Origin of the sequence: Pseudotamlana agarivorans (assembly GCF_001642835.1) — a bacterium.
Lineage (GTDB): Bacteria > Bacteroidota > Bacteroidia > Flavobacteriales > Flavobacteriaceae > Pseudotamlana > Pseudotamlana agarivorans.
On the sequence record NZ_LXEI01000002.1, the window covers coordinates 338,303 to 360,201 of the forward strand.

General features: G+C 34.9%; 21 protein-coding genes and 1 other RNA gene. 13 read left to right on the forward strand and 9 right to left on the reverse strand.

Translation table 11 applies throughout. The features are described 5' to 3' along the window. Positions 1–10: 10 nt before the first annotated feature. The 3 genes from A6I66_RS04820 to tpx all read right to left on the reverse strand — a co-directional run bounded on the left by A6I66_RS04820 (position 11) and on the right by tpx (position 3,406). A complete protein-coding gene (locus tag A6I66_RS04820) occupies positions 11–2,428 on the reverse strand; it encodes a DNA translocase FtsK (protein ID WP_067146161.1) in 2,418 nt (805 codons plus the stop codon). A 110-nt stretch (positions 2,429–2,538) separates the two neighbouring features. Then, positions 2,539–2,907: a diacylglycerol kinase gene (locus tag A6I66_RS04825; protein WP_067146163.1), complete on the reverse strand. Its 369-nt coding sequence runs from the start codon at positions 2,905–2,907 to the stop codon at positions 2,539–2,541. A gap of 1 nt (position 2,908) precedes the next feature. Continuing rightward, on the reverse strand, positions 2,909–3,406 hold the full coding sequence (tpx, locus tag A6I66_RS04830; RefSeq protein WP_067146165.1) for a thiol peroxidase: 498 nt from the start codon (positions 3,404–3,406) through the stop codon (positions 2,909–2,911). Positions 3,407–3,604: 198 nt separating this feature from the next. Here tpx and katG point away from each other — a divergent pair, with 198 nt between their 5' ends. Both katG and A6I66_RS04840 read left to right on the forward strand, forming a co-directional pair. Continuing rightward, complete coding sequence (gene katG, locus A6I66_RS04835; RefSeq protein ID WP_067146167.1) at positions 3,605–5,812, forward strand: catalase/peroxidase HPI; 2,208 nt, start codon at positions 3,605–3,607, stop codon at positions 5,810–5,812. A 76-nt stretch (positions 5,813–5,888) separates the two neighbouring features. Then, on the forward strand, positions 5,889–6,359 hold the full coding sequence (locus tag A6I66_RS04840; RefSeq protein ID WP_067146169.1) for an ankyrin repeat domain-containing protein: 471 nt from the start codon (positions 5,889–5,891) through the stop codon (positions 6,357–6,359). A gap of 208 nt (positions 6,360–6,567) precedes the next feature. On the opposite strand, the gene A6I66_RS04845 is transcribed toward A6I66_RS04840, so the two are convergent. From A6I66_RS04845 to A6I66_RS04855, 3 genes are all read right to left on the reverse strand, one after another. Continuing rightward, entirely contained in the window at positions 6,568–7,587 is a 1,020-nt protein-coding gene (locus A6I66_RS04845; RefSeq protein WP_067146171.1) for a cytochrome d ubiquinol oxidase subunit II, read from the reverse strand. Between the two features lies 1 nt (position 7,588). Further along, complete coding sequence (locus A6I66_RS04850; protein ID WP_067146173.1) at positions 7,589–8,893, reverse strand: cytochrome ubiquinol oxidase subunit I; 1,305 nt, start codon at positions 8,891–8,893, stop codon at positions 7,589–7,591. Between the two features lie 101 nt (positions 8,894–8,994). Beyond that, positions 8,995–10,029, reverse strand: coding sequence for a glutaminyl-peptide cyclotransferase (locus A6I66_RS04855; protein WP_067146175.1), 1,035 nt, complete (start codon positions 10,027–10,029; stop codon positions 8,995–8,997). An 88-nt stretch (positions 10,030–10,117) separates the two neighbouring features. On the opposite strand from A6I66_RS04855, the gene ffs reads away from it, so the two are divergent. The 10 genes from ffs to A6I66_RS04905 all read left to right on the forward strand — a co-directional run bounded on the left by ffs (position 10,118) and on the right by A6I66_RS04905 (position 16,386). Then, an RNA gene (gene ffs, locus A6I66_RS04860) (signal recognition particle sRNA small type) lies at positions 10,118–10,216 on the forward strand. A 324-nt stretch (positions 10,217–10,540) separates the two neighbouring features. Beyond that, positions 10,541–11,137 carry a C40 family peptidase gene (locus A6I66_RS04865; RefSeq protein WP_067146177.1) on the forward strand — a complete coding sequence of 199 codons (597 nt, stop codon included), beginning with the start codon at positions 10,541–10,543 and terminating at the stop codon, positions 11,135–11,137. 27 nt (positions 11,138–11,164) lie between these two features. Next, positions 11,165–12,079 (forward strand): hypothetical protein, encoded by a 915-nt coding sequence (locus A6I66_RS04870; protein WP_067146179.1) that lies wholly within the window; start codon positions 11,165–11,167, stop codon positions 12,077–12,079. 11 nt (positions 12,080–12,090) lie between these two features. Further along, positions 12,091–12,957 (forward strand): TssN family type VI secretion system protein, encoded by an 867-nt coding sequence (locus tag A6I66_RS04875; protein ID WP_157614083.1) that lies wholly within the window; start codon positions 12,091–12,093, stop codon positions 12,955–12,957. A 29-nt stretch (positions 12,958–12,986) separates the two neighbouring features. Next, a complete protein-coding gene (gene tssD / locus A6I66_RS04880; protein WP_067146181.1) occupies positions 12,987–13,379 on the forward strand; it encodes a type VI secretion system tube protein TssD in 393 nt (130 codons plus the stop codon). A 50-nt stretch (positions 13,380–13,429) separates the two neighbouring features. After that, positions 13,430–14,500 carry a hypothetical protein gene (locus tag A6I66_RS04885; protein ID WP_067146183.1) on the forward strand — a complete coding sequence of 357 codons (1,071 nt, stop codon included), beginning with the start codon at positions 13,430–13,432 and terminating at the stop codon, positions 14,498–14,500. After that, positions 14,501–14,908, forward strand: coding sequence for a hypothetical protein (locus tag A6I66_RS04890; protein WP_067146185.1), 408 nt, complete (start codon positions 14,501–14,503; stop codon positions 14,906–14,908). It abuts the gene before it with no gap. A gap of 44 nt (positions 14,909–14,952) precedes the next feature. Then, positions 14,953–15,363 carry a hypothetical protein gene (locus A6I66_RS04895; protein WP_157614085.1) on the forward strand — a complete coding sequence of 137 codons (411 nt, stop codon included), beginning with the start codon at positions 14,953–14,955 and terminating at the stop codon, positions 15,361–15,363. 98 nt (positions 15,364–15,461) lie between these two features. Then, positions 15,462–15,878 (forward strand): hypothetical protein, encoded by a 417-nt coding sequence (locus A6I66_RS04900; RefSeq protein WP_067146189.1) that lies wholly within the window; start codon positions 15,462–15,464, stop codon positions 15,876–15,878. 91 nt (positions 15,879–15,969) lie between these two features. Continuing rightward, positions 15,970–16,386 carry a hypothetical protein gene (locus A6I66_RS04905; RefSeq protein ID WP_067146191.1) on the forward strand — a complete coding sequence of 139 codons (417 nt, stop codon included), beginning with the start codon at positions 15,970–15,972 and terminating at the stop codon, positions 16,384–16,386. A gap of 175 nt (positions 16,387–16,561) precedes the next feature. Here A6I66_RS04905 and A6I66_RS04910 read toward each other — a convergent pair whose 3' ends face one another. The 3 genes from A6I66_RS04910 to A6I66_RS04920 are packed head-to-tail and all read right to left on the reverse strand — an operon-like array spanning position 16,562 to position 20,986. Continuing rightward, positions 16,562–18,220 (reverse strand): MBOAT family O-acyltransferase, encoded by a 1,659-nt coding sequence (locus tag A6I66_RS04910; RefSeq protein WP_067146194.1) that lies wholly within the window; start codon positions 18,218–18,220, stop codon positions 16,562–16,564. After that, positions 18,213–19,511, reverse strand: coding sequence for a GDSL-type esterase/lipase family protein (locus A6I66_RS04915; RefSeq protein ID WP_067146196.1), 1,299 nt, complete (start codon positions 19,509–19,511; stop codon positions 18,213–18,215). Before A6I66_RS04915 ends, A6I66_RS04910 begins: the two co-directional genes overlap by 8 nt. Beyond that, positions 19,508–20,986 carry an SGNH/GDSL hydrolase family protein gene (locus A6I66_RS04920; protein ID WP_067146198.1) on the reverse strand — a complete coding sequence of 493 codons (1,479 nt, stop codon included), beginning with the start codon at positions 20,984–20,986 and terminating at the stop codon, positions 19,508–19,510. The genes A6I66_RS04915 and A6I66_RS04920 overlap by 4 nt, the downstream gene beginning before the upstream one ends. 241 nt (positions 20,987–21,227) lie before the next feature. On the opposite strand from A6I66_RS04920, the gene A6I66_RS04925 reads away from it, so the two are divergent. Continuing rightward, positions 21,228–21,899 carry a phosphoglycolate phosphatase gene (locus A6I66_RS04925; protein WP_067146200.1) on the forward strand — a complete coding sequence of 224 codons (672 nt, stop codon included), beginning with the start codon at positions 21,228–21,230 and terminating at the stop codon, positions 21,897–21,899.

A 21,899-nucleotide genomic window follows, 5' to 3' on the forward strand; every position in this document is an offset into this window, starting at 1 on the left:
ATTTAAGAAATTAAATTTCGTTTTCTAAGTGTGCATCAAGAGCGATTAAATCGGTGATTAAAACTTGTCTGGCTTTACTGCCTTCAAATGGGCCAACAATACCAGCGGCTTCAAGTTGATCGATGATTCTTCCTGCTCGGTTATATCCTAATTTTAATTTTCGTTGTAATAATGATGCCGAACCTTGTTGTGCCGTTACAATTACGACAGCGGCATCTTTAAACAGTTTATCTCGGTCGGAGATATCTATATCAAGACTTGTGCCACCTTCTTCACCCAAATATTCGGGTAGGAGGTAAGCATCGGGATAAGCTTTTTGAGAACCTATGAATTCGGTGATACGTTCTACTTCAGGTGTATCGACAAAGGCACATTGTACACGAATTAAATCGTTTCCTTGGGTATAAAGCATATCTCCACGTCCAATAAGTTGATCGGCTCCAGAACCATCTAATATGGTTCGAGAATCTATTTTTGAAGTTACTCTAAACGCAATACGCGCTGGGAAGTTTGCTTTAATAATACCGGTAATAACATTTACAGAAGGACGCTGTGTGGCGATAATTAAGTGAATACCAATGGCACGTGCTAATTGTGCTAATCGCGCAATAGGGGTTTCAACTTCTTTCCCTGCGGTCATAATTAAATCAGCAAACTCATCAACCACCAAAACTATATATGGTAAGAATTGATGTCCGTCATTCGGATTTAATTTTCGAGATTTAAACTTTTCGTTATACTCTGCAATATTACGACACATGGCGTTTTTAAGCAGTTCATAACGGTTATCCATTTCAATACAAAGTGAATTTAGGGTATTGATAACCTTGTTGTTGTCGGTAATAATCGCTTCTTCACTGTCTGGTAGCTTTGCTAAATAATGACGTTCAATTTTGTTGAACAAGGTAAGCTCAACCTTTTTAGGATCGACCAATACAAACTTAACTTCAGCAGGGTGCTTTTTGTAAAGTAAAGAGGTTAAAACAGCGTTTAATCCTACCGACTTACCCTGACCTGTAGCACCGGCCATAAGCATGTGAGGCATTTTAGCTAAATCAACTACAAAAGTTTCGTTACTAATGGTTTTACCTAAGGCGATAGGCAGTTGCATATCGGTGGTTTGAAACTTTTTAGAAGCGATTACCGAACGCATCGATACAATAGTAGAATCTTTGTTAGGTACTTCAATACCAATAGTTCCTTTTCCTGGAATTGGCGCAATAATACGAATCCCTAAGGCCGAAAGAGAGAGTGCAATATCGTCCTCTAAATTTTTAATTTTAGAAATACGAATGCCGGCTTCTGGAACAATTTCATAAAGGGTTACCGTAGGACCAATCGTCGCTTTGATGCTTGCAATTCCAATTTTATAATTGCTTAAGGTATCTACAATTCTATTTTTATTTTCTTCGAGCTCTTCTTGATTAATTTTAATCCCTTCTGTATCGTATTTTTTTAATAAATCGAGGGTTGGAAATTGGAACTTTCCAAGCTCTAAAGTAGGATCAAATTGTCCAAAATCTTCAACCAGTTTATTGGCTAAATTATCTATTTCAGAAAGCTCTTCTTTAACTTCTTCCACTTTAATTTCTAGGGCAGAATCGTCCTCTTCAGGCTCTTCCTCAGTTACTTTAACTTCAAATGATGTAGAAGCTACTTCAGGTGTTAATGTGGTAACTGCTACTTTTTCTTCTTCCTCAACTTCTTCTTTGGTTTCAGATTGGTCTAGCGATACTTTATATGCCTCTTTTATAGCTTCGGCTTCTTCAGTTAAATTATTATCTAAAGGAACAATTTGGTCTTCTACGTTATTAGAAAGCTCATCCTTGATGTCTTTTTTAGCGGATTTGAACACATTAATAATGCTTTCAAACGTGACTTTAAATCGGATGGCTAAGTAGGTGATGAGTCCAAAAACAAGTAAAAGAACGGTGCCGGTTTTACCAATGTAATCTTGTAAATAGCTGTTGACTTCAAATCCTATAGTACCACCTAAAACATCATTTCTATCACCGAAAAACCCAAATAAAATGGATATCCAAATGATAATAAACATGCCCCAAAACCAGTGTTTACGAAGTTTGCTTAGGCTTAAATTCATTAAAACAAATACGCCAGAAAGAAAAACTAAGCCAGAGAATATAAATGAAGAAATACCAAAACCACGTTGAATGAATAAATCACTCAACCAGGCGCCAAATTTACTAAGCCAGTTTTCAGTTTTAACTTCTCGAGAAGTAAATTCCGATAAGGCACTTTGGTCAATTTTACCAGTAAATAAGTGTGAAACAAAAGCGATACAGATGAGTAGGCCACTAATAACAAGAAAGCTACCTAATACCAGTTTTTGCTGGCTAGATAACTTAAAATCAGGCATTTTAAATTTCTTTCTAGGTGCTTTTTTAGTTTTGGGTTTGCTTTTAGCCATTAATGCGTTGTTGGTTCAAAATGTCATACTAAAATACATGCTGCTCTTTCATGTTTTCACAAAGCAACAAAAATACAAATTACTAACGTTTATCCTAGAGGTAAAAGTATTTAAAAAATCTTAGGAAGATAGATGATTAACCCTACGATACAAGCAAAAACAGAGGCTATAAAAACAGCCCCTGCTGCTATATCTTTAATCAAACCAATTTTAGAGTGTTGTTCGGGGTGAATAAAATTTGCTATTTCTTCAATCGAGGTGTTCATGCCTTCCATGCTCATAACGAGTCCAATAGAAAAGGTTTGAGCCATCCATTCGTATGCCGAAATATTAAAAATAAATCCGAATAGGGTTACGATTAAGGCGATGGCGAATTGAATTTTAATACTCGCTTCTGTTTTTAATAATAAAACGGCGCCCTTAAAGGCGTAACCAACACTTTTTAATCGGTTTTTTAAAAGTGATTCTTTTTTCGGCATTTTAAAGCGCTTCTAAAGCAGCTTTATAATTTGGCTCATCAATGGTTTCACTTACTTGCTCGGTGTGTTTTACGGTACCATTTTCATCTAATACAATAACGCAACGTGAATGTAAGGTCTCTAATGGTCCATCAACAAAGTTTAATCCGTATGATTTTCCGAAACTTCCATCTTTAAAGTCAGATAAACTAACTACATTGTCTAAACCTTCAGCACCACAGAAGCGTCCTTGAGCAAAAGGTAAATCACGTGAAATACAAAGTACTTTAGTGTTTTCTAAATTACTTGCTTCTTTGTTAAAAGTTCTTACCGATTGTGCACAGGTTCCTGTGTCAACGCTAGGGAAAATGTTTAAAACTACTTTACTTCCAGCAAAATCGCTTAAACTTTTTGATGATAAATCGGTTCCTGTTAATGTGAAATCAGGAGCTTTAGATCCTACTTCTGGTAGGCTTCCTGAGGTATGTATGTCGTTTCCTTTTAATGTTACTTTAGCCATTGTTTTGGTTTTTAAATTTTTATAAAATTAGGATAAATAAATGTGATTGAATATAAGAATTTGATTTTTCTATTAAGAATTTGTTTTCTATCGATTTTGCTTATTCTTTTATAGATTATTAACATTTGCTTGACATCTTTTTAGGAGCTATATTTAGTAAATTTGTAATTATTCGGAACTATTTAAATCATATTACCAATGGAAAGTTATCAAAATTCAAATTCATCAAAGAGTAGTGAAAGTAAGTGTCCTTTTTTTGGAGGCGAACAGAAAGTATCATCGGGTAGCGGTACACGAAATCGTGATTGGTGGCCTAATGAGTTGAAGTTAAATATTCTACGTCAAAACACTGTAAAATCAAACCCTATGGGTGAAGATTTTAACTACGCAGAAGCTTTTAATAGTATAGACTTTAAAAATTTGAAGCATGAAGTGATGCAATTGATGACCGATTCTCAAGATTGGTGGCCAGCCGATTACGGTCATTATGGGCCGTTTATGATTAGGATGGCATGGCACAGTGCAGGAACATACCGTGTAGGGGATGGACGAGGAGGTGCTTCAACCGGGAATCAGCGTTTTGCACCTTTAAACAGTTGGCCAGATAATGGAAACCTAGATAAAGCTCGCTTATTATTATGGCCAGTTAAAAAGAAATATGGAAAACACATCTCTTGGGCCGATTTGTTAATTTTAGCAGGAAACTGTGCTTTAGAATCTATGGGCTTTAAAACCTATGGTTTTGCTGGTGGACGTGAAGATATATGGGAACCAGAACAAGATATTTATTGGGGATCAGAACGCGAATGGTTAGGCAACCAAGAACGTTATAAAGATGATGAATTAGAAGGACAATTAGGGGCTTCGCATATGGGATTAATTTATGTAAATCCAGAAGGACCTAATGGTAAGCCAGATCCGCATGGTTCGGCCATAGATATTAAAGAAACCTTTGGGAGAATGGCCATGAATGATGAAGAAACTGTTGCTTTAATTGCTGGAGGTCATACTTTTGGTAAAGCCCACGGTGCTGCTAATCCTGATGAGTATTTAAGTGCAGAACCAGCTGGAGCAACCATTGAAGAAATGAGTACGGGGTGGAAAAACAGCTTCGGAACTGGGGTTTTAGATGATACTATTACTAGTGGACTTGAAGGGGCATGGACGCCGAATCCAACGCAATGGGATCATGATTATTTTGATGTTTTATTAAATTATGAATGGGAGTTAACAAAAAGTCCTGCTGGCGCGCACCAATGGAAACCAACTGAGGCTTCAAAAGCTAGAATGGCGCCTCGTGCAGGAGATTCGTCAAAAACTCAAGGTTTGATGATGAGTACTGCAGATATGGCTCTCAAACTAGATCCTACTTATTTAGAAATTTCTAAACGTTTTCATAAAGATCACAAAGCTTTTGAAGATGCTTTTGCTAGAGCTTGGTATAAGTTAACACACCGTGATATGGGTCCTGTTTCTCGTTATTTAGGACCAGAGGTTCCTCAAGAGGAATTGTTGTGGCAAGACCCAATTCCTAAAGTAAATTATACTTTAAGTGATGATGATGTGGCTACGTTGAAAAATTTAATTTCGAATTCAGGATTAAATATTTCTCAATTGGTAACGACTGCTTGGGCTTCAGCGTCAACATTTAGAGGTTCGGATATGCGTGGTGGTGCGAACGGCGGACGTATTAGACTGGCGCCTCAAAAAGATTGGGAAGTGAATAACCCGCCAGCATTGGCTAAAGTTTTAGCGGTTTATGAGGATATTCAGAAAAATTATAGTGGCGAAGTTTCTATTGCCGATTTAATCGTTTTAGGAGGTGCACTTGGCGTTGAAGAAGCTGCTAAAAATGCAGGATACCTTGTTAATGTGCCGTTTTCTGGAGGTCGAGGTGATGCTACGCAAGAACAAACGGATGTCGAGTCATTTAATTATTTAGAGCCTCAAGCTGATGGTTTTAGAAATTATTTAAAACCAGGATTATCAGTTTCTTCAGAAGATTTATTGGTTGACAAAGCAAATTTGCTAACACTTACCGTTCCAGAAATGACCGTTTTAGTTGGTGGTTTACGTGTTTTAGGAGCCAATTATGATGGTTCTAAACATGGTGTTTTTACTGATAAAGTGGGGCATTTAACGAATGATTTCTTTGCCAATATTTTAGATTTTAGATATACCTGGAAAGCGTCTTCTGATGATGATGCCTTTTTTGTTGGTTCTGAAAGAAAATCTGGAACTGAAACTTTTTCAGGAACTCGTGCCGATTTAATTTTTGGTTCAAACTCTGAGTTAAGAGCTATTGCTGAAGTATATGGAGCCGATGATGCGCACGAAAAATTTGTTAACGATTTTGTTGCGGCTTGGGCTAAGGTGATGGATTTAGATCGTTTTGATTTAAAATAATTGAAATAAGTAGTTTATTAATATTGGGATAGGTGTATATTATGCTTATCCCAATTCTATTTTAAAATATAAAGTAATGGAAAACGTAGAAACTTTTTTTAGTAAAATACAATCAGGAGACCTTATAACAGTAAAGTCTTTGATAGACAATCAACCTGAATTAATTCATGCTACCGACGCTCGCGGGTTTACACCTTTAATTTTAGCGTCTTATTTTGATAAGAATGATTTGGCTAAAGTTTTAATTGATAAAAATGCGCCAGTTGATGCGCGCGATGCCATGGGAAATACCGCTTTAATAGGCGTAGCTTTTAAAGACAACCAAGAGGTAGCCGAATATTTGCTAACTCATGGCGCAGATATTAATGCAAAAAATAATCATGGTGTTACGGCTCTAATTTTTGCTTCGATGTATGGTAAAGCAAATATGGTGAAGTTTCTGTTAGATAAAGGTGCCGATAAAACACTTCAGGATAATGAAGGAAAAACAGCATTTCAGCATGCAGAGTCAAAAGGGTTTGAGGAGGTAGTTAGCTATTTGCAATAGGCTGTAAGCTTTATGCTAAATGTGTGTAACTCGTGTCTGGATAATGTTAATCGTTAGACGTAACTTTTAAACTTTATACTTTTCACTTCCCATATCTAATATTTAACTTCACCATTTCTAGTCCTTCGACAGGTTCAAGATGACATTTCGTGGCCTTAGGTAAGTTAATAATCAATTATAATTATTCAATAATCCATTAAGCGTCCGATTAATCGTCTAAAACCTTAATCATTTTAAAAGACTTCATTAAGTGAAATAACCCAGGTAGAATAACGAGGCCACCAATTATTAAGGAGATACCAAGTACGTTAATTACTTTATCAGGAGAAGCTGTTTCTAACAGGTTAATGTTTTTGTTATAGGCTATAATGAGCACAGGGAAATGCGTTACAAACGCAGCGACTAAAATTAAAGAAACTTGTATGCCTGCTAACATTCTTGTGGTAACTTTTTTAGCTTTTTTGATGCTTATTATTAACGGAAAAATTAAGATAAAGGATAGAATAACTAATCCTACGGTTACTGGGTTTTTAATAAAATCGGTTACAAAAGTAATGTTGTGATAAAAGCCATAACAGATGATAATAAAACCGATTCCAACAACGGCAGCAGTGGCTTTTTCAGATTTAGAAACATATACCTTACGGTCGTTAGCATGCGATTCTCCAATGAGTAAAATGGAGGCTAAAAAGGCACATAGCGATGCGAAAAACACACCAACTAAAATGGAGAAGCCATTAAACCAAGGTTGTACAAAAAGGTCTATAAAGTTGTAGTTGGCATAATCATCTGTGATTACAAGTTGCCCTGATAACATAGAACCAGCGGTCATACCCAGGAAAATAGGTGTCACCAAACTAGAAAAGCGAAACATCCAATCGTATAAAATTTGAGATTTGTCTTTAAAAGCATCATAATGTCTAAAAACAAAAGCGACGCCTCTCATGGTAATGCCCAGTAATACTAAAGTGAGAGGAATGTGTAAATACACCACCAAAACATTGTAAAATTCAGGGAATCCCACCCAAAGGATAACCACCAAAATAATAATCCAAATATGATTGGCTTCCCAAACAGGACCCATCACGCGATATATGGTTTTTTTGGTGAGTTGCTGATTTTTTTTGGTGGAAAATAATTCAACAATTCCAGCACCAAAATCAGCTCCAGCTAATATCACATAGAGCAATAACGACACCATTAAGAAAAACAGTACAACGTTTAACATTTTAATTCAAGTTTGGGTGGTTAAGTGATTTTATTTGACGCATCATAAGCCAGGTTACTGCAAGAGTTAATATGGCATAAAGTCCCATATACATGTAAAAGCTATATATCATACCAGGCATAGGTGTTACGGCATCTTTAGTTTTCATGATGTTGTGAATAATCCAAGGCTGCCTGCCGACTTCAGTTACAATCCAACCGGCCTCTAAAGCTATGAAGCCTAAAGGGGCTAGAAGCGCAAAGATTAACCAGAATTTTCGTTTTGTCCACCATGATTTTTTCACAAGACTCACAAAAAAAACGAGTCCGAAAATTAAAAGCAAAGTTCCTAAGCCGACCATAGTTTGAAATGCATAATGCACAATAGGTACGTTGGGTTGCACATCTTTAGGAAAATCGTTTAAGCCTTTTACTTCGGCATCAAAATCGCCAAAAGCTAAAAAAGATAAGGCTTTTGGGATTTCTATTTTATGTGTAACTTCTCGAGTTTCTCCATTTACAATACCACCAATATAAAGGGGGGCTCCCTTTTGAGTTTCATAATGCGCTTCCATGGCAGCCAATTTTATTGGTTGGCGTTTCGCAATGTCTTTGGCAGATAAATCGCCACTAATAGGTTGTAAAATAGCGGCTACGGCGCCAAAGGTAATGGCAATTTTGAATGCTTTTTTATGTAACTCCACATGACGATGTTTGTAGATTTGGTAAGCATGAATGCCTGCAACGGCAAATCCCGTAGCGGTGAATGCAGCTAAAGTCATGTGTAAAGCTTGAGTAAACCAAGCAGGGTTGAGTAAGGCTTTAATCGGATCAATATTAACAAATTCGCCGTTAATATAATCAAAGCCTGAAGGGGCGTTCATCCAGCCATTAGCTGAAACGACGAGAATCCCCGAAGCAACTCCCGATACTCCAACGATAACCCCTGTAAACCAATGAAATTTTTCAGGAATTTTATCCCAGCCATATAAATAAAACCCTAAGGCGATCGCTTCAACGAAAAATGCAGCACCTTCTAATGAAAAAGGCATCCCGATTATGGGGCCAGCATATTTCATAAATTCCGGCCAGAGTAAACCCAGTTCAAAGGATAGGGCAGTACCAGAAACAGCTCCAACCACAAAGAAAATAGCAACACCTTTTTGCCAAGACTTGGTAAGTTTTAAGTAGATAACATCTTTAGTATTTAACCATTTTTTATGGGCTACAATCATAAAAAAAGGCATAACCATACCAACACAAGCAAATACAATGTGAAAAATAAGGGTAAATGCCATTTGCAGTCTTGCGGCATCTAAATTATCCATAAAAAGAGGGTTTAATGTATTGAAACAAATATAAAAGATATCGTTCTGTAAACCCTAATTATTTTGTAGTAAAATGACGAAAAAACACCCTAAGCGGAATATTATTCTTTCACAATTTCAATTTCAAAGAGTTTGTCCCAGCGTTTTCCTGTAACAAAAATGGTTTTGCTTTTTGGGTTATAAGCAATGCCGTTTAACACATCTAAACCTTCATGTTGAGTTACTAAGTTTTTAAGAGGTGTGAAATCGACCACCGCAATAACAGCACCATTTTTAGGGTTTATAATAGCCACGCCATCTTTTTGGTATCTATTTGCGTAAATGTTCCCTTCAATCCATTCCATTTCATTGATACCTATTATTTTCCCTTTGTTGGTGTATACTTGTATGTGATCTTCTTCCACTAGAGTTTCAGGATCTAAAATCCAAATATTTTCAGTACCATCACTTTTATAAATGGTTTGATCAACATGGCATAAACCCCATCCTTCTTTACTGTTTCCGTATTTAAAAGTGCTTAATTTTTCAAAACTATTCACATCATAAACGAAACCAGTACCTTTTTGCCAAGTAAGCTGATAAATTTTGTCATTTAAAATGGTAAGACCTTCACCAAAATAGGCGGGATCTAAATCGGTGTTTTTTATAACCTCTCCAGTTTTATAATCTACTTTTCTAAGTTTCGATTCCTCATATTGACCGGTGCTTTCGTAAAGCGTGTCATTATAGAACTCTAAACCTTGGGTATAAGAGGTGATATCATGAGGATACTCATTAATTATTTTATAGGTGTAAACCTTAGGTAACTCATGATTTAAAATAGTAACTACCGAAGTTGTTGTTTGCTTTTCACCATTAAAATATACAGAGGCTTCAATAGTATGTTTACCTAATTTCTTGTTTTCTAAGCTAAAGCTTTCAGGAACAGAAATACCATCTAATTTATAAGAAACCGAGTCTATAGTGTGACCTTTTTTGTTTTCTAAATCTAATTTTAGCGTTTTTTGATTCGAGATATTCCCTTTTAACGCATTCGTGATGATTGAAAAATCACTTTTTTTATGATTTCCATTAGATCCACAAGCGATTAAAGTGGCTGTTAAAATTGTGATTGTGAATTGCTTAAGTCTTGTCATCTTAATTATGTAATTTAAGGCAAGATATTTATTTAAAATCAGTTTGAAAAATCATTGTGATATTTTTAAAAGGTTGTATATTTGCAGCCGGCAAGTCCTACACAACCAGCTCCTGTTGAATCCTCCAGGTCGGGAACGAAGCAAAGGTAAATGGTCGTAGCGGTGTGATGTAGGTAGCTTGCCTTTTTTTGTACCCAATACTCAAATCTTGAACAGCTTAGTTTCAAGATTTTTTTATTTCTACAGGGCATCATCGTTTTGGGTTTACGTACTGCAGCATACAAAACATCTTAATATACTTTGAATGGTCTTATAGTAAATCTGTTCACTCTTTTAATTCTAAATTTTCATAGAAAAATTACTACAAAAAAATAAGGTTGATTTATTAAAATATTGTAAATTTGGCAAAATTAGTAAGAAAAAACTTAAATAAATCATAGGAAATAAATTATAAAATTTAATATTTCTTGATTTTGATAAGTTTAATTACATGATGTTTACAATAATATAGATGATAAGAGTATTTGCTAAATTAATTGTTGGTATTTTGTTTTTATACCTTCCGTTAAGCTGTAAGAGTTCCAAAACCACTAAGAATAATGATGATATTGTGGTGACTTACAAACCTATTATTCCAGAAAAGACCTTCTTGCCTGTTCAAATTGAATATGCCAAAATTCTCAATACAGTTCCTGATTCATTGCAAAATGTAAAATTATACCAATTTATTGATGAGTGGAAGGATACCAAATATCTTCTTGGAGGCGAAACCAAAGATGGCATTGATTGCTCGTCATTCTCACAGCTTTTGTATATGGTTGTTTTTGAAAAGTATATCGAGCGCACGGCACATAAGCAATTTGAATCTGAATACATTAGTAAATTTAGAGGTAAAGAGTTTTTAGAAGAAGGCGATTTGTTGTTTTTCAATAGGGAAGGCGAACAAACGATAAGTCACGTGGGTGTCTACTTGATGAATAATAAGTTTGTTAACGCTACATCCTATAAGGGTAAAAGTGGTATTGCAGGTGTTAAAATTTGTGACATTACCGAGCCGTTTTGGGAGAAACGTTATGTAGCCGGGGGTAAACGAAATGATTTACAATAACTGAGCGCGCTAGCGAAATGTCATGTCATGAAAAAGGACCTACAAGCCATACATAACGAACTCAAAGATATTCACTACAATGTAAAAGCGGAAGTGTTGGTTGCTGAAATTGAAGATAAAACTACCGTCACATCAGATCACATTTTGGTTTCAAACCAGAGTGATTTTAATCGGTCTTACCGAAATGACATCATAAATGTATCAATCGATAGTCATGGAGGAGATCAAGAGTTATTGAAGCTGGATTTGTCTCGACATGGGATTTATGATTTACTGCCTGAAGGCGTGTTTCACAGTGTGGAATCAAAGGGCAAAACGTCGTCCTATAAGGAGCTAAATAAGCTTCAAAAGGAGGAAGAGCGGCAAGCACGGTCTTTGTTTGCTCCGCTGGAAGATGCTTTTTTTAGGAGCCGTGTTGAGGCAGAGCAAAAACAAGACAAAACCATACGTGATTTTAGTAATTTAAAGGACCCATTTTTGTTGAATTTTTGGAAAATTGATCCATCAATACCCAAAGATTTAGCGGTTAAATTACTACGATTACTGCCGTACACCCATCAGATTTCAGGAAATTTAGAGCTCACTTTTCTTAGCTTAAAGAAAATTTTATGTGTTGATATTAATTATAAAAAAGGTTTTGAATCCCTTGAGTTGCTTATTGATCAACCTTCAGAAAATAAATTAGGCGTTAATTTTGTCTTACAACAAGATTCTTTAACTATTCAACAACCTACCTTACATATTAAAGTACAGCCTCAATCTAATAGTCATCTAGCTTCAATTCTAGGAAGTCAAGGTTTTACGCGTTTTCTGCAAGTGTTTTACAAGTTTTTTATCCCTTTTGAGTACCATATCAAAACTGAAATTCAGGTTAAAGAAGCCGATGACTTTATTCTGGGAAGCGCATATGATGCTTATTTGGGAATGGCTACCAGAGTTTAAAAATGATAATTATGATGACAAGTTTCGCTCACAGTGATGTTTTTAAGATTAGTTTAATATTACTTTTAATAAGTTCTGTACTTATGGTCTTGGTTAAAGAAGTGAGAACCATTTTTTCTAAGAACAAACTCAAAGCATTAATTTATGCGGTAGTTTTAGCGCTTCTTTTTGCACTTACAGGATTTTTAGCTTACGATAAAGTTTTAAATAATTCGCCTACCCAGGCTTTTATGGCTATTGAGCTCATCTTTTTTATTTTAGGAATCATTCATGTGTTTACATTGCGTAACACTTTTAAATCCGTGATTGGACAAAAGCTAGAGTTTTTAAATGAGTTTATGTTGACTCTCGTTTTCCTAGGTATAGCTCTATTCGTTTTTATTCAGGTTGTTAGTCGATTTAGACCAGAATTTGTTAGCATTTACATGACAGCCGGACTTGTTTTTATCACGCCGCTTTTGGTTCTAAAAACGTTCGAATATGCGATGGCTATTCCGGTTCAGGTTTATAAAAAATGGTTATTCCCAATACGTCAAGAAATTAAAGAGCCTACTTCGTCAGAGCTGAGTAACCCACTGGTGATATCCTTAGAATTTAAAAAGAAAAGCGGAGATAAAGAATTAAGTCGTTTTAAAGTAAAAGCACCAGAGCAGATGGAGTTTGGTAAGTTGTTTTATTTTTTTGTTGACGATTATAATGCTTTGCACCCCGAACGTAAAATTGAAATCACAGATAGTGAAGGCGAGGCTTCGGCTTGGATCTTTTATTTTAAGCCACGATGGTGGCGTGCTTTGCGACATATTGATGCTAATAAGTCCATTGAATGGAATGGCATTCGGGAGGAAAATAGTATCGTAGTTCAACGTGTTGAAGCTTAAACTCAAACAATAATTTAATACCAATAGTTATGTCATTTTTATCTAAATTGAGCATTGAAGGCGATGAAATGAATGTGCTAGATTGTGCATTCGAATTTTCTCAGCAAGCCGATTATAATGGTCGTCCAGCTGAAAATCCGCGTGGCGGACAAATACAATTACTTGTAGAATCGACCTCTAAAACCGATTTTATGGATTGGGCGATTTCGCCAGAAATGGTAAAAAACGGTACCATTACTTTTTACAAACGAGAAAATATGGCAAGCCTAAAAAAAATAGAGTTTAAAAACGCTTATTGTTTGCGTTATCATGAACATTTCAATGCGCATGATACTGAGCCTATGCAAACCCTATTGATGATTTCGGCTCATGAAATTACTATAAAAGGAACTACTTTTTCCAATAATTGGCCTATTAAATAAGACAAAAATGTATTATGATATTGTAGCTTAATTGATTTATATTTTGCTTTATGGAAAACGGAAACCTACAAAAACTAAAAGACTTAGTACAAAGTCAAGCTGATTATGCTTTAGAACTTAGTTTAAGTGATAATAAGAGCGGTTTTAGTTGTACAGGCTTTGGTAAGCACCTTGAGTTTCTTTTGAATTCTAGAAATCATGAAATTAATTTTCTTTTAAGTGAAATAGCAAAAGAGCAATTAAAGAATCAAAAGAAAACTCCTGAACCACCTGATTTTACGAAATACATTAGATATTCAAGTACTCTATTATCACACAAGGAGGTTTTTGTTGGTGATAAATGGGTGCTTGTTCCTAATGATGCTTGTGTCGATTTTAAAACGACTTCTTTGAGTAGACAACGCGCATTTTCGGTGACTATCAGTCACGGAAGTAACTATGCAACATTTACTTCTACAGAGCATTTAAAATCGTATCAAGAACAGAATAAAGTATTATATGGGCATGATATCTCTATACAGCTGGAAGATGATTATATCAGTAAAGAAGAACACGATTGGATGAATTTAGCTTCTCAGGCTTATGGTGCTACAAAAAAGCATACAGGCGGGTTAGATAATCTTACCGAACTTTATAACAGAATTCCAAAAGAATTTAAACGTAGTTACGCTTATAAAATATCAAAGGTTACCAAAAAAGTGGGAAAACCGGCAAAAGCGGGTAAAATATTTCAAGGGGCAGAGAGGATTGCTAAAAAAGGTAAGTTTTTAGGGTCTTTAGGGAATGCCTTGACCATAGGAACCATAGGTTATGAATATAAAACTGATACTTGGGACGCACATACTGTTGTAGATGGAGCTTTTTTAGTTGTAGGAGTAGTTGCAGCCACTTTTGGAGCACCGGCTGTAGTTATTGGCATCGCTATTTACGGACTTTTAGATTATGCTTTTGATATAAGTGAGGGCATAGACGAGCAATTTGGTAGAAATTCTGCTTTTTGGGATAAAAAGCCGATACATAATTTTCGAACACGAAGAACTCCTTTGTTTAATGAAGTTAAAAAAGACCATACTTACGTTGCTCCTAAATTAACAGTACCATCAAATAACTATAAAGATTAAATGTTTAAAATTTTATTTAAAAACTTATTATTAGCGAACTACAGTTTTGCTAAACGTTGGGTAAACAAGAAAATGCCTGAAAGAATTATTCCAGCAACTATACATATTTTTATATCACCTTTTACTTTTATTACCTCAGGTTTAGCATGTGTTATATTAGGTAGTATTGTTTATAAAATTAAATATCCTGAGCTTGTTTTAGTTCTAATAGCCTTTGTTTTTGGGTTTGGATTACAAAAACCAGTAAAAAAAGCCATTCATCAATGGCACATAGAGAAGGAATATAAGACACTTTCAAAAAATGAACGTTTGAATAAAAACACACTTGCTTTTCTGTTTTTTTGGATTGGATTTGGTGTGTTTATATGTCTTGGAGCAAAGTTTATGGGAGGATATTTGATAGAATGATAATCGTTAGATACCTCCATGACTTTATAAATGAGGTTTTAATTATGACCAAAACTATATTTAAACCATTATTGCTGGCGTTTTACTGTACCTCAAAATGGCTTGTAAATAAAAAAATGCCTCAAAATTTGGTTCCATCAACTATATTGACTTTCTCTTTTCCTTTTACCTTTATAGCTACAGGAATATTTTGTATGTATATATTAGAGCGTATACTGAATACCGTTAAAAGTCCTATAGTGTGTGTTGTAGGTGTATTATTATTTATTAGTCCTGTTTATTATTTTTCTGGAAAAATTGCTAAAAACGGTATTCATGAATGGGGAATTGAAAAGGATTATAAATTTTTGACTAAAAATGAACGCATAAATAAAATAGTAACTGCTTTTATCTTTTTTTGGGGTGCGTTTATATTTCAATTTTGGCTAGCAAATATTGCTATAAGTTCGATGTAGATTTATTTGTGAGTAATCGGTTAAACTTAATATTCCTACTAGAGAAAATTAAATAGTTAAGCTATTTAATATTTGCGTTGTTATAAATTTAAATATTAATGTATAAATTTTGTTTTAGACGTTTGTTGCTTGCAGATTATTGTGCAGCAAAATGGCTTGTAAATAAAAAAATGCCTGAACGAATTATTCCTTCTACATTACACTTTTTTGCAACACCGTTCGCTTTTATTGGAGCGGGATTATATTTTGTAATTATAGGTACAATTAGTTATAGGTTTGAGACGCATTTACCTATTTTAATAGGGTTAGGGGGAGTCATGTTACCTTTACAATTTTATATAGAGAAAAGGGCTAAAAAAGTAATTTTTAAATGGGGAATTGAAAAGGAATTTAATACCCTCTCTAAAAATGAACGTTTGAATAAAAACATTCTTGCTTTCTTGTTTTTTTGGGTAGCTTTTTTCTTGTTTTTCTATTTGGGCGTCACATATGTTGGGGGATATTTAATTGAATAGGCATAACGTTAGAATGCAAAAAAAAAGAAAAAAAGATCATCCTTACGTAGCTCCAAAATTTAAAACAACATCAAATATCTATAAAGATTAAATGTTTAGAATTTCATTTAAAAACTTATTGTTAGCGAACTATAGTTTTGCTAAACGTTGGGTTAATAAAAAAAATCCTGAAAGAATTATTCCAGCAACTATGCATATTTTTACAACTCCTTTTAGTTTTATAATGGCTGGCATGTATTGTTGGATATTAGGTTCTTTAGATTTTAAGTTTACATCTTTCTTGCCGACCTTCATTGGGTTAGGAATAATAATGTTGCCATTTCAGTTTTTTTTAGAAAAAAAAATAAAAAAAGCAATTCATCAATGGCATATAGAGAAGGAATATAAGTCACTTTCAAAAAATGAACGTTGGAATAAAAACATACTTGCTTTTCTATTTTTTTGGATTGGATTTGGTGTGTTTATATGTCTTGGAGCAAAGTTTATGGGAGGGTATTTGGTAGAATAATAATCGTTAGATAACTCAATGGCTTTATAAATGATCGCTACAGGAATATTTTGTCCAAACTTATCCATGCCAAAAGATGTGTATTCAAGGAAAAAGAATCTAGAATTCTAATACTATTTTAGTAGGTGTTCTTCTTTGTTTATGCTTCAAAATATCAATTAACTTATTGATTCTATTAAAACTGAAAATATATAAATGGTTGGAAATCGGTTGAAAAGGCTTGATAACAAATAACACCTACGATAACAGACGCTACAGCTTTTACATAAATAGGGCTGTTCGCGTATAGATTTTCAATGTGGTTTTTAGTCGAAGATGGTAACCAATGTGTAATGTACCCTATAAGCATCACAATAAAAACAGATTTGTAACTTGCCAAGACGTGCCAAGCATAGTGCCAGTCCATGTGATACGCCACTTGGTTGTACCACTTTGCAATATGATCCATGCTTTCTCCTCTAAAGTAAATCCGTGTAAACGTTATAAATATTAGAGTAATTAAAATTTTCCACCAACGCACGTACCATTGGTTGTAGTTTTCATACGGACTAATTTTACGCCAGTATTTGTAAACCACAATGCCTAGTCCGTTTAATCCACCCCAGATAACAAACTTCCAAGAAGCCCCGTGCCATAAACCGCCAATAAGCATGGTAAGCATCAGGTTAATGTTGGTATTAATATTATTTTCTACAGTTTTGTTATACTGTGCCAGAATAAAAATGGTTAAACAAATCCCTAAGGTGATAAATACTACCAGTAAATTTTGATAAGCATATAAAGTTCCTAAAATAATGATCGATAGGATTATGTAGGATCCCACAGAACCCTTTCTATTTCCTCCTAAAGGGATGTATAAGTAATCGCGTAGCCATGTGGATAACGAAATGTGCCAACGCCTCCAGAAATCACCAGTATTAATGGCTTTATAAGGTGAATTAAAGTTAACAGGGAGTTTAAATCCCATGAGTAAGGCTAGCCCAATAGCAATATCGGTGTAACCTGAGAAATCGCCATAAATTTGTAAAGAGTATCCAAACATAGCCATCACATTGGCAAAACCGGAAAACATATCGGGGGTATCGAAAACACGATCCAGGAATTGCATGGCTATAAAATCGGCAAAAATCATTTTTTTTATGAGCCCTTTTAGAATCATGAATGTGCCTTTGTCGAAGTCTGATTTGGTTAAAACCGTAGGTGCAGAGATTTGAGGTACAAAATTTTCAGCTCGTACAATAGGACCTGCTACAAGCTGCGGAAAGAAACTTACGTAAAACCCGAAGTCTAATATAGACTTTAAAGGCACTAATTTTCTACGGAAAATATCAACACTATAACTTATGGTTTGAAAGGTGTAAAAGGAAATCCCCACAGGAAGGATAATTTTATCTACCGTGAAATAATTTTGATCATTAAAACTGTTTCCAAACTGAGCTAACCAATTCATCACTTGGTAATCGGTATGAAAAAGCATATTAAACGAATCGGTAAAAAAGTAAGCGTACTTAAAATAACACAACACACTAAGGTTTGTAATAACACTTATGGTCACTAGGGCATAGCGCTTTTTACTATTTTCACTGTTATAAATACTTCTTCCAATAAAGAAATCGACTATGGTACTAAAAATCAAAATACCAATAAACAGTCCGCTAGTTTTATAATAGAAAAACAAGGAAATTAGAAATAGATAGGCATTTCGTTGTTTTATTTTTTTATAAAAAACTGCGAATAGGGTATAGGCTACTGCAAAGAATATCCAGAAATTAACCTGCGTAAAAATTAACGGAAATTCTTCCGAAAATGTAAAAATGTCGTAAAGCCTATTCATCTAAGTGTTTAAAATAATTAAGTAATTCTTCTGCGTTTCTTCCGGTTGATGAAGCCCAAGCCTTGACCATAGCAACCAACATTAAATCGGCTTTAACACTATATCCAAAAAGTGTAAAATGTACACGGTCTTTGGGCATTAAATTGTTTTTATACCATTTTTGGGAAGAACCCAAACCGCCCATAATTTCAAAGCAATCCCAAACTGCCATGTTGTATTCTTGAGCAATTTCTAAAATAATTTGTTCTTGTGTAATGGTATTAGGGTTGGGTTTTTTACGCTTATAATAGCTATCGTTCGGAACGGTAAGCAGTATGGCACAATCGGGGTTTTTACGTTGTATCATGTCTATAAAAGACTTGTAATAATACCTGAAATTTTCTGCATCAAACTTGTCTTCTGGCATATAGGCATCGTTTGTTCCTATTGAAATGATAAACAAATCGGGATGATATAAGTCAAATTGCCTTTCAAAATACGCACTGCGATCAAAGAGTTTAAAGCTCGCCCCATTAACCCCAATGGAGGTGTATTCTATACCAGGATTGTTGTTCATAAACTCCATGCCCATCATGGCAAACTCTGGATGAATGTTCGTGGTGTCTTTAAGTTGAAGTGCAAAAGAGACAGAGTCTACCGCAGTCTTAAAACGAAACTCACGGTACATTTTGTCGTAATTAATCGTATCAGAACTCACCAAAGTACTGTCCAGAACATTTAAATTATAATCGTCTTTCCAGGTGTTGTAAAACACACGTAATTTATTAAAGTTATAGCGATCTATATTATAGTTTCTGTGGTTAGCCTTTACAATTATGGTGTCGCTAACATCACGAAAGGCACCTGTAATACCTGCCAAACCCCAAGCAATACTATCGGAAGTAATAGAACAGCGGTAGCCCTGCCACTTACTTTCGGTATTTGTTGATATTCTATAACTTAAAGGGTTGTTGGTATGTGCTAAGTGATACGGAAAAACAAAACCTCGTTGCCCTGTGCTATTGGCGTTCATGTTTTGTAAATAGGTTCTCATTTTATTCGAGTAAAAATCACCTTGAATATGTGAACCTCCAATATGAAAGATATGTAGTTTGTCTTTTTTTCCAGAGTAAATACTGTCTAATTTTGCGAAAAAACGATCAAAAGCAGGTGATTTATCAGCAAATTTTAATGTGTTTGCTTCAAAATTTATAAGATGACCTAAGCTTGGTGTGATGCTGTCCAACACATAATGCTGAGCAAAAATCGACGTGCTTAATAACAGGGAGAAAATTAAAAGGACTATTTTCATTTAAGATCTGTTAGGTCTAGGTAAAGGGACAGAAATAATATTTCGGAAATAATTTTAGTTCCCGAGGGCGAAAAGTGAGTGTAATCATTTCCTGCAAGTTTTTGGTCTACCCAGTAGGGCATGGAATTTTTTCCACCCATAGCATCATAAATACTCCAATATGCAGCACCGTTTTCAGTCATAATATCTTTTAAACAGGTGTTTAGGTAAGGTAAAAGCGGATAGGTAACCATTTTGCCGTTTTCAGAAGTAGACATGTCACTAGGGCCTATAAACAAAATACTAGCATCGTTGGTTTTTCGTTTTACCCAATTCACATGATTTTTAATATAACCGGCATAGCGCTTCACATGTAGCGAATCTTCAAAGTATGGTACCGAGTTTCCGCCGTATTGAAAAATCACCAATTTAGGATCCAATTTCTTGTACATGCGATTAAAATTCGCAGCGTTTGTTCCGGCGAAGATCGTACCCGCCGATCCACGCATGGCAACATTATCTAAATTTATTCCGCTATCACCATCTAAGGTAAGTCCGTAAAAATCCGGACTAATCTTACTAGCTAGTTCTATTTTTAAATTAGTAGGCGTTGTAGCTAGGTTAATTTTATATTCATGATAATCACCATCATTAATAAGTTCATCTGTTTTAATAAGTTCTCCATTGTTATATACATTTACGGTGGTCGGTGTTACCGAATTGCCGTAGTGTAAACCAATTTTGGTAAACGTTTTTAATCGGCTATAGGACTTTGAAGGCTGACTGATATAAATATTCCCTATAGTTACAGGTAAGGAATCTAACAAAGCTTCATTGATACTATCATGACTTTGAGTAAATCTTGAAAATGACGAATAAGCCCCATATTTTTTGTGCTCAAAAGGCTTTTCTCTTCTATCGAAATAAGCATGGCGGGTCCAATTTTCTGAAGCTGCCACTTCGTTGCTAATTTGCTCATAAACCTGAACAATAGGTACAAAGCCTGGTCCGGTACCACCATAAATACCTTGAAGCCTGTTTCTTAAATAAGCTGAAATTCTATCGCCTTCCAATTGGGAATCTCCGTAATGGATAATGCGGCACTGATTTGAGCTTAAGCTACTTTTTAGTTTCTCTAAGTATTCAAGTTTATTTTCAGGATAGACAATACGCTTCACTTTTGAAGTGTCTATTTTTCTGAAATTTGGTGGTGGTGGCAGATCTTCAACTTCTGCTATTTCAACCTCATTAGTTTCAATGAATGTTTCTACATTGGTTACAATGCTGTCAATAGTGGTTACCTGAGGTTCTGATATGTCTTCCTTCTGAAGAAAGGTGTCCGATTTGGGATACTTCACGGTAACATCTCCAATAAAAAAGCCTTCCTGAAAGGTGCCATTAGGCAACGGCTTGGAGTCTGTAAGGAAGGTTAATCCTAATAAAATCAACAAAACGATGATTAGGTATACAGAAATTCTTAACGGTGTGTATTTCAAGTCGGTTTAAGTTAGGTGTTTTAGTAAAACGTGGTATCAGGGCATAAAGATACATTTATCAATTAAAATTATCAATGTGTAATATTATAAACCAAAATAATATTCTTATAAGTTTTTATCATGTAACGGTCATTTAAAATGTTGTATCCCTATTGTTTTAACAAGAACTTAACCCTATAAAATGGCTGAATCCCTTAATATTTAAGGAAAACTTCCGCATCTTTGCCTTAAAATTAGCGCTGTGGATTTTAAAAACAAGAACCTTATCATATTTGATTTTGATGGCACCCTCATCAATAGTATTCCAGACCTTACTTTAGCAGTTAACAAAATGTTGAAGCATTATCAAGCTTCGCCCTTAAGCATTGAAGAGGTAACGCCTTTTATTGGTAATGGCGCTATGTCTTTGGTGAAAAGAGCCTTGGCTAAAGGGTTGCCACAAAAAGAACTTACAGAGGATTTTCTTGATGAAGCCTTTCAAGTTTATTTAGCGGCATATGAAGCAGATACTTGTAAAGATACTTTTATGTATCCTGGGGTGCTAGAAACCTTGAATGACTTAAAAAGCAAAGGATATAAATTAGCAATTTGTACCAATAAGCCTTATGGATTTATTGAACCTATTTTAGATAAGTTAGAGATTAAAGCGTTTTTTGAGCTTTGGGTTGGTGAAGATTCCTTGCCAGAGAAGAAGCCTCATGCGTTGCCACTTCATCATTTAGTAGAGGCCATGCAAACTACGGTTGAAAATAGCATCATGGTTGGCGATTCTAAAAATGATATTCTAGCAGCACAAAATGCTAAAATGGATAGTATAGGCGTCAGTTATGGTTATAATTACAATGAAAATATTGCAGATTATCATCCTACTGTGGTAGTCGATGCGTTTTCCGAGTTGCAAAACCTGTTATAG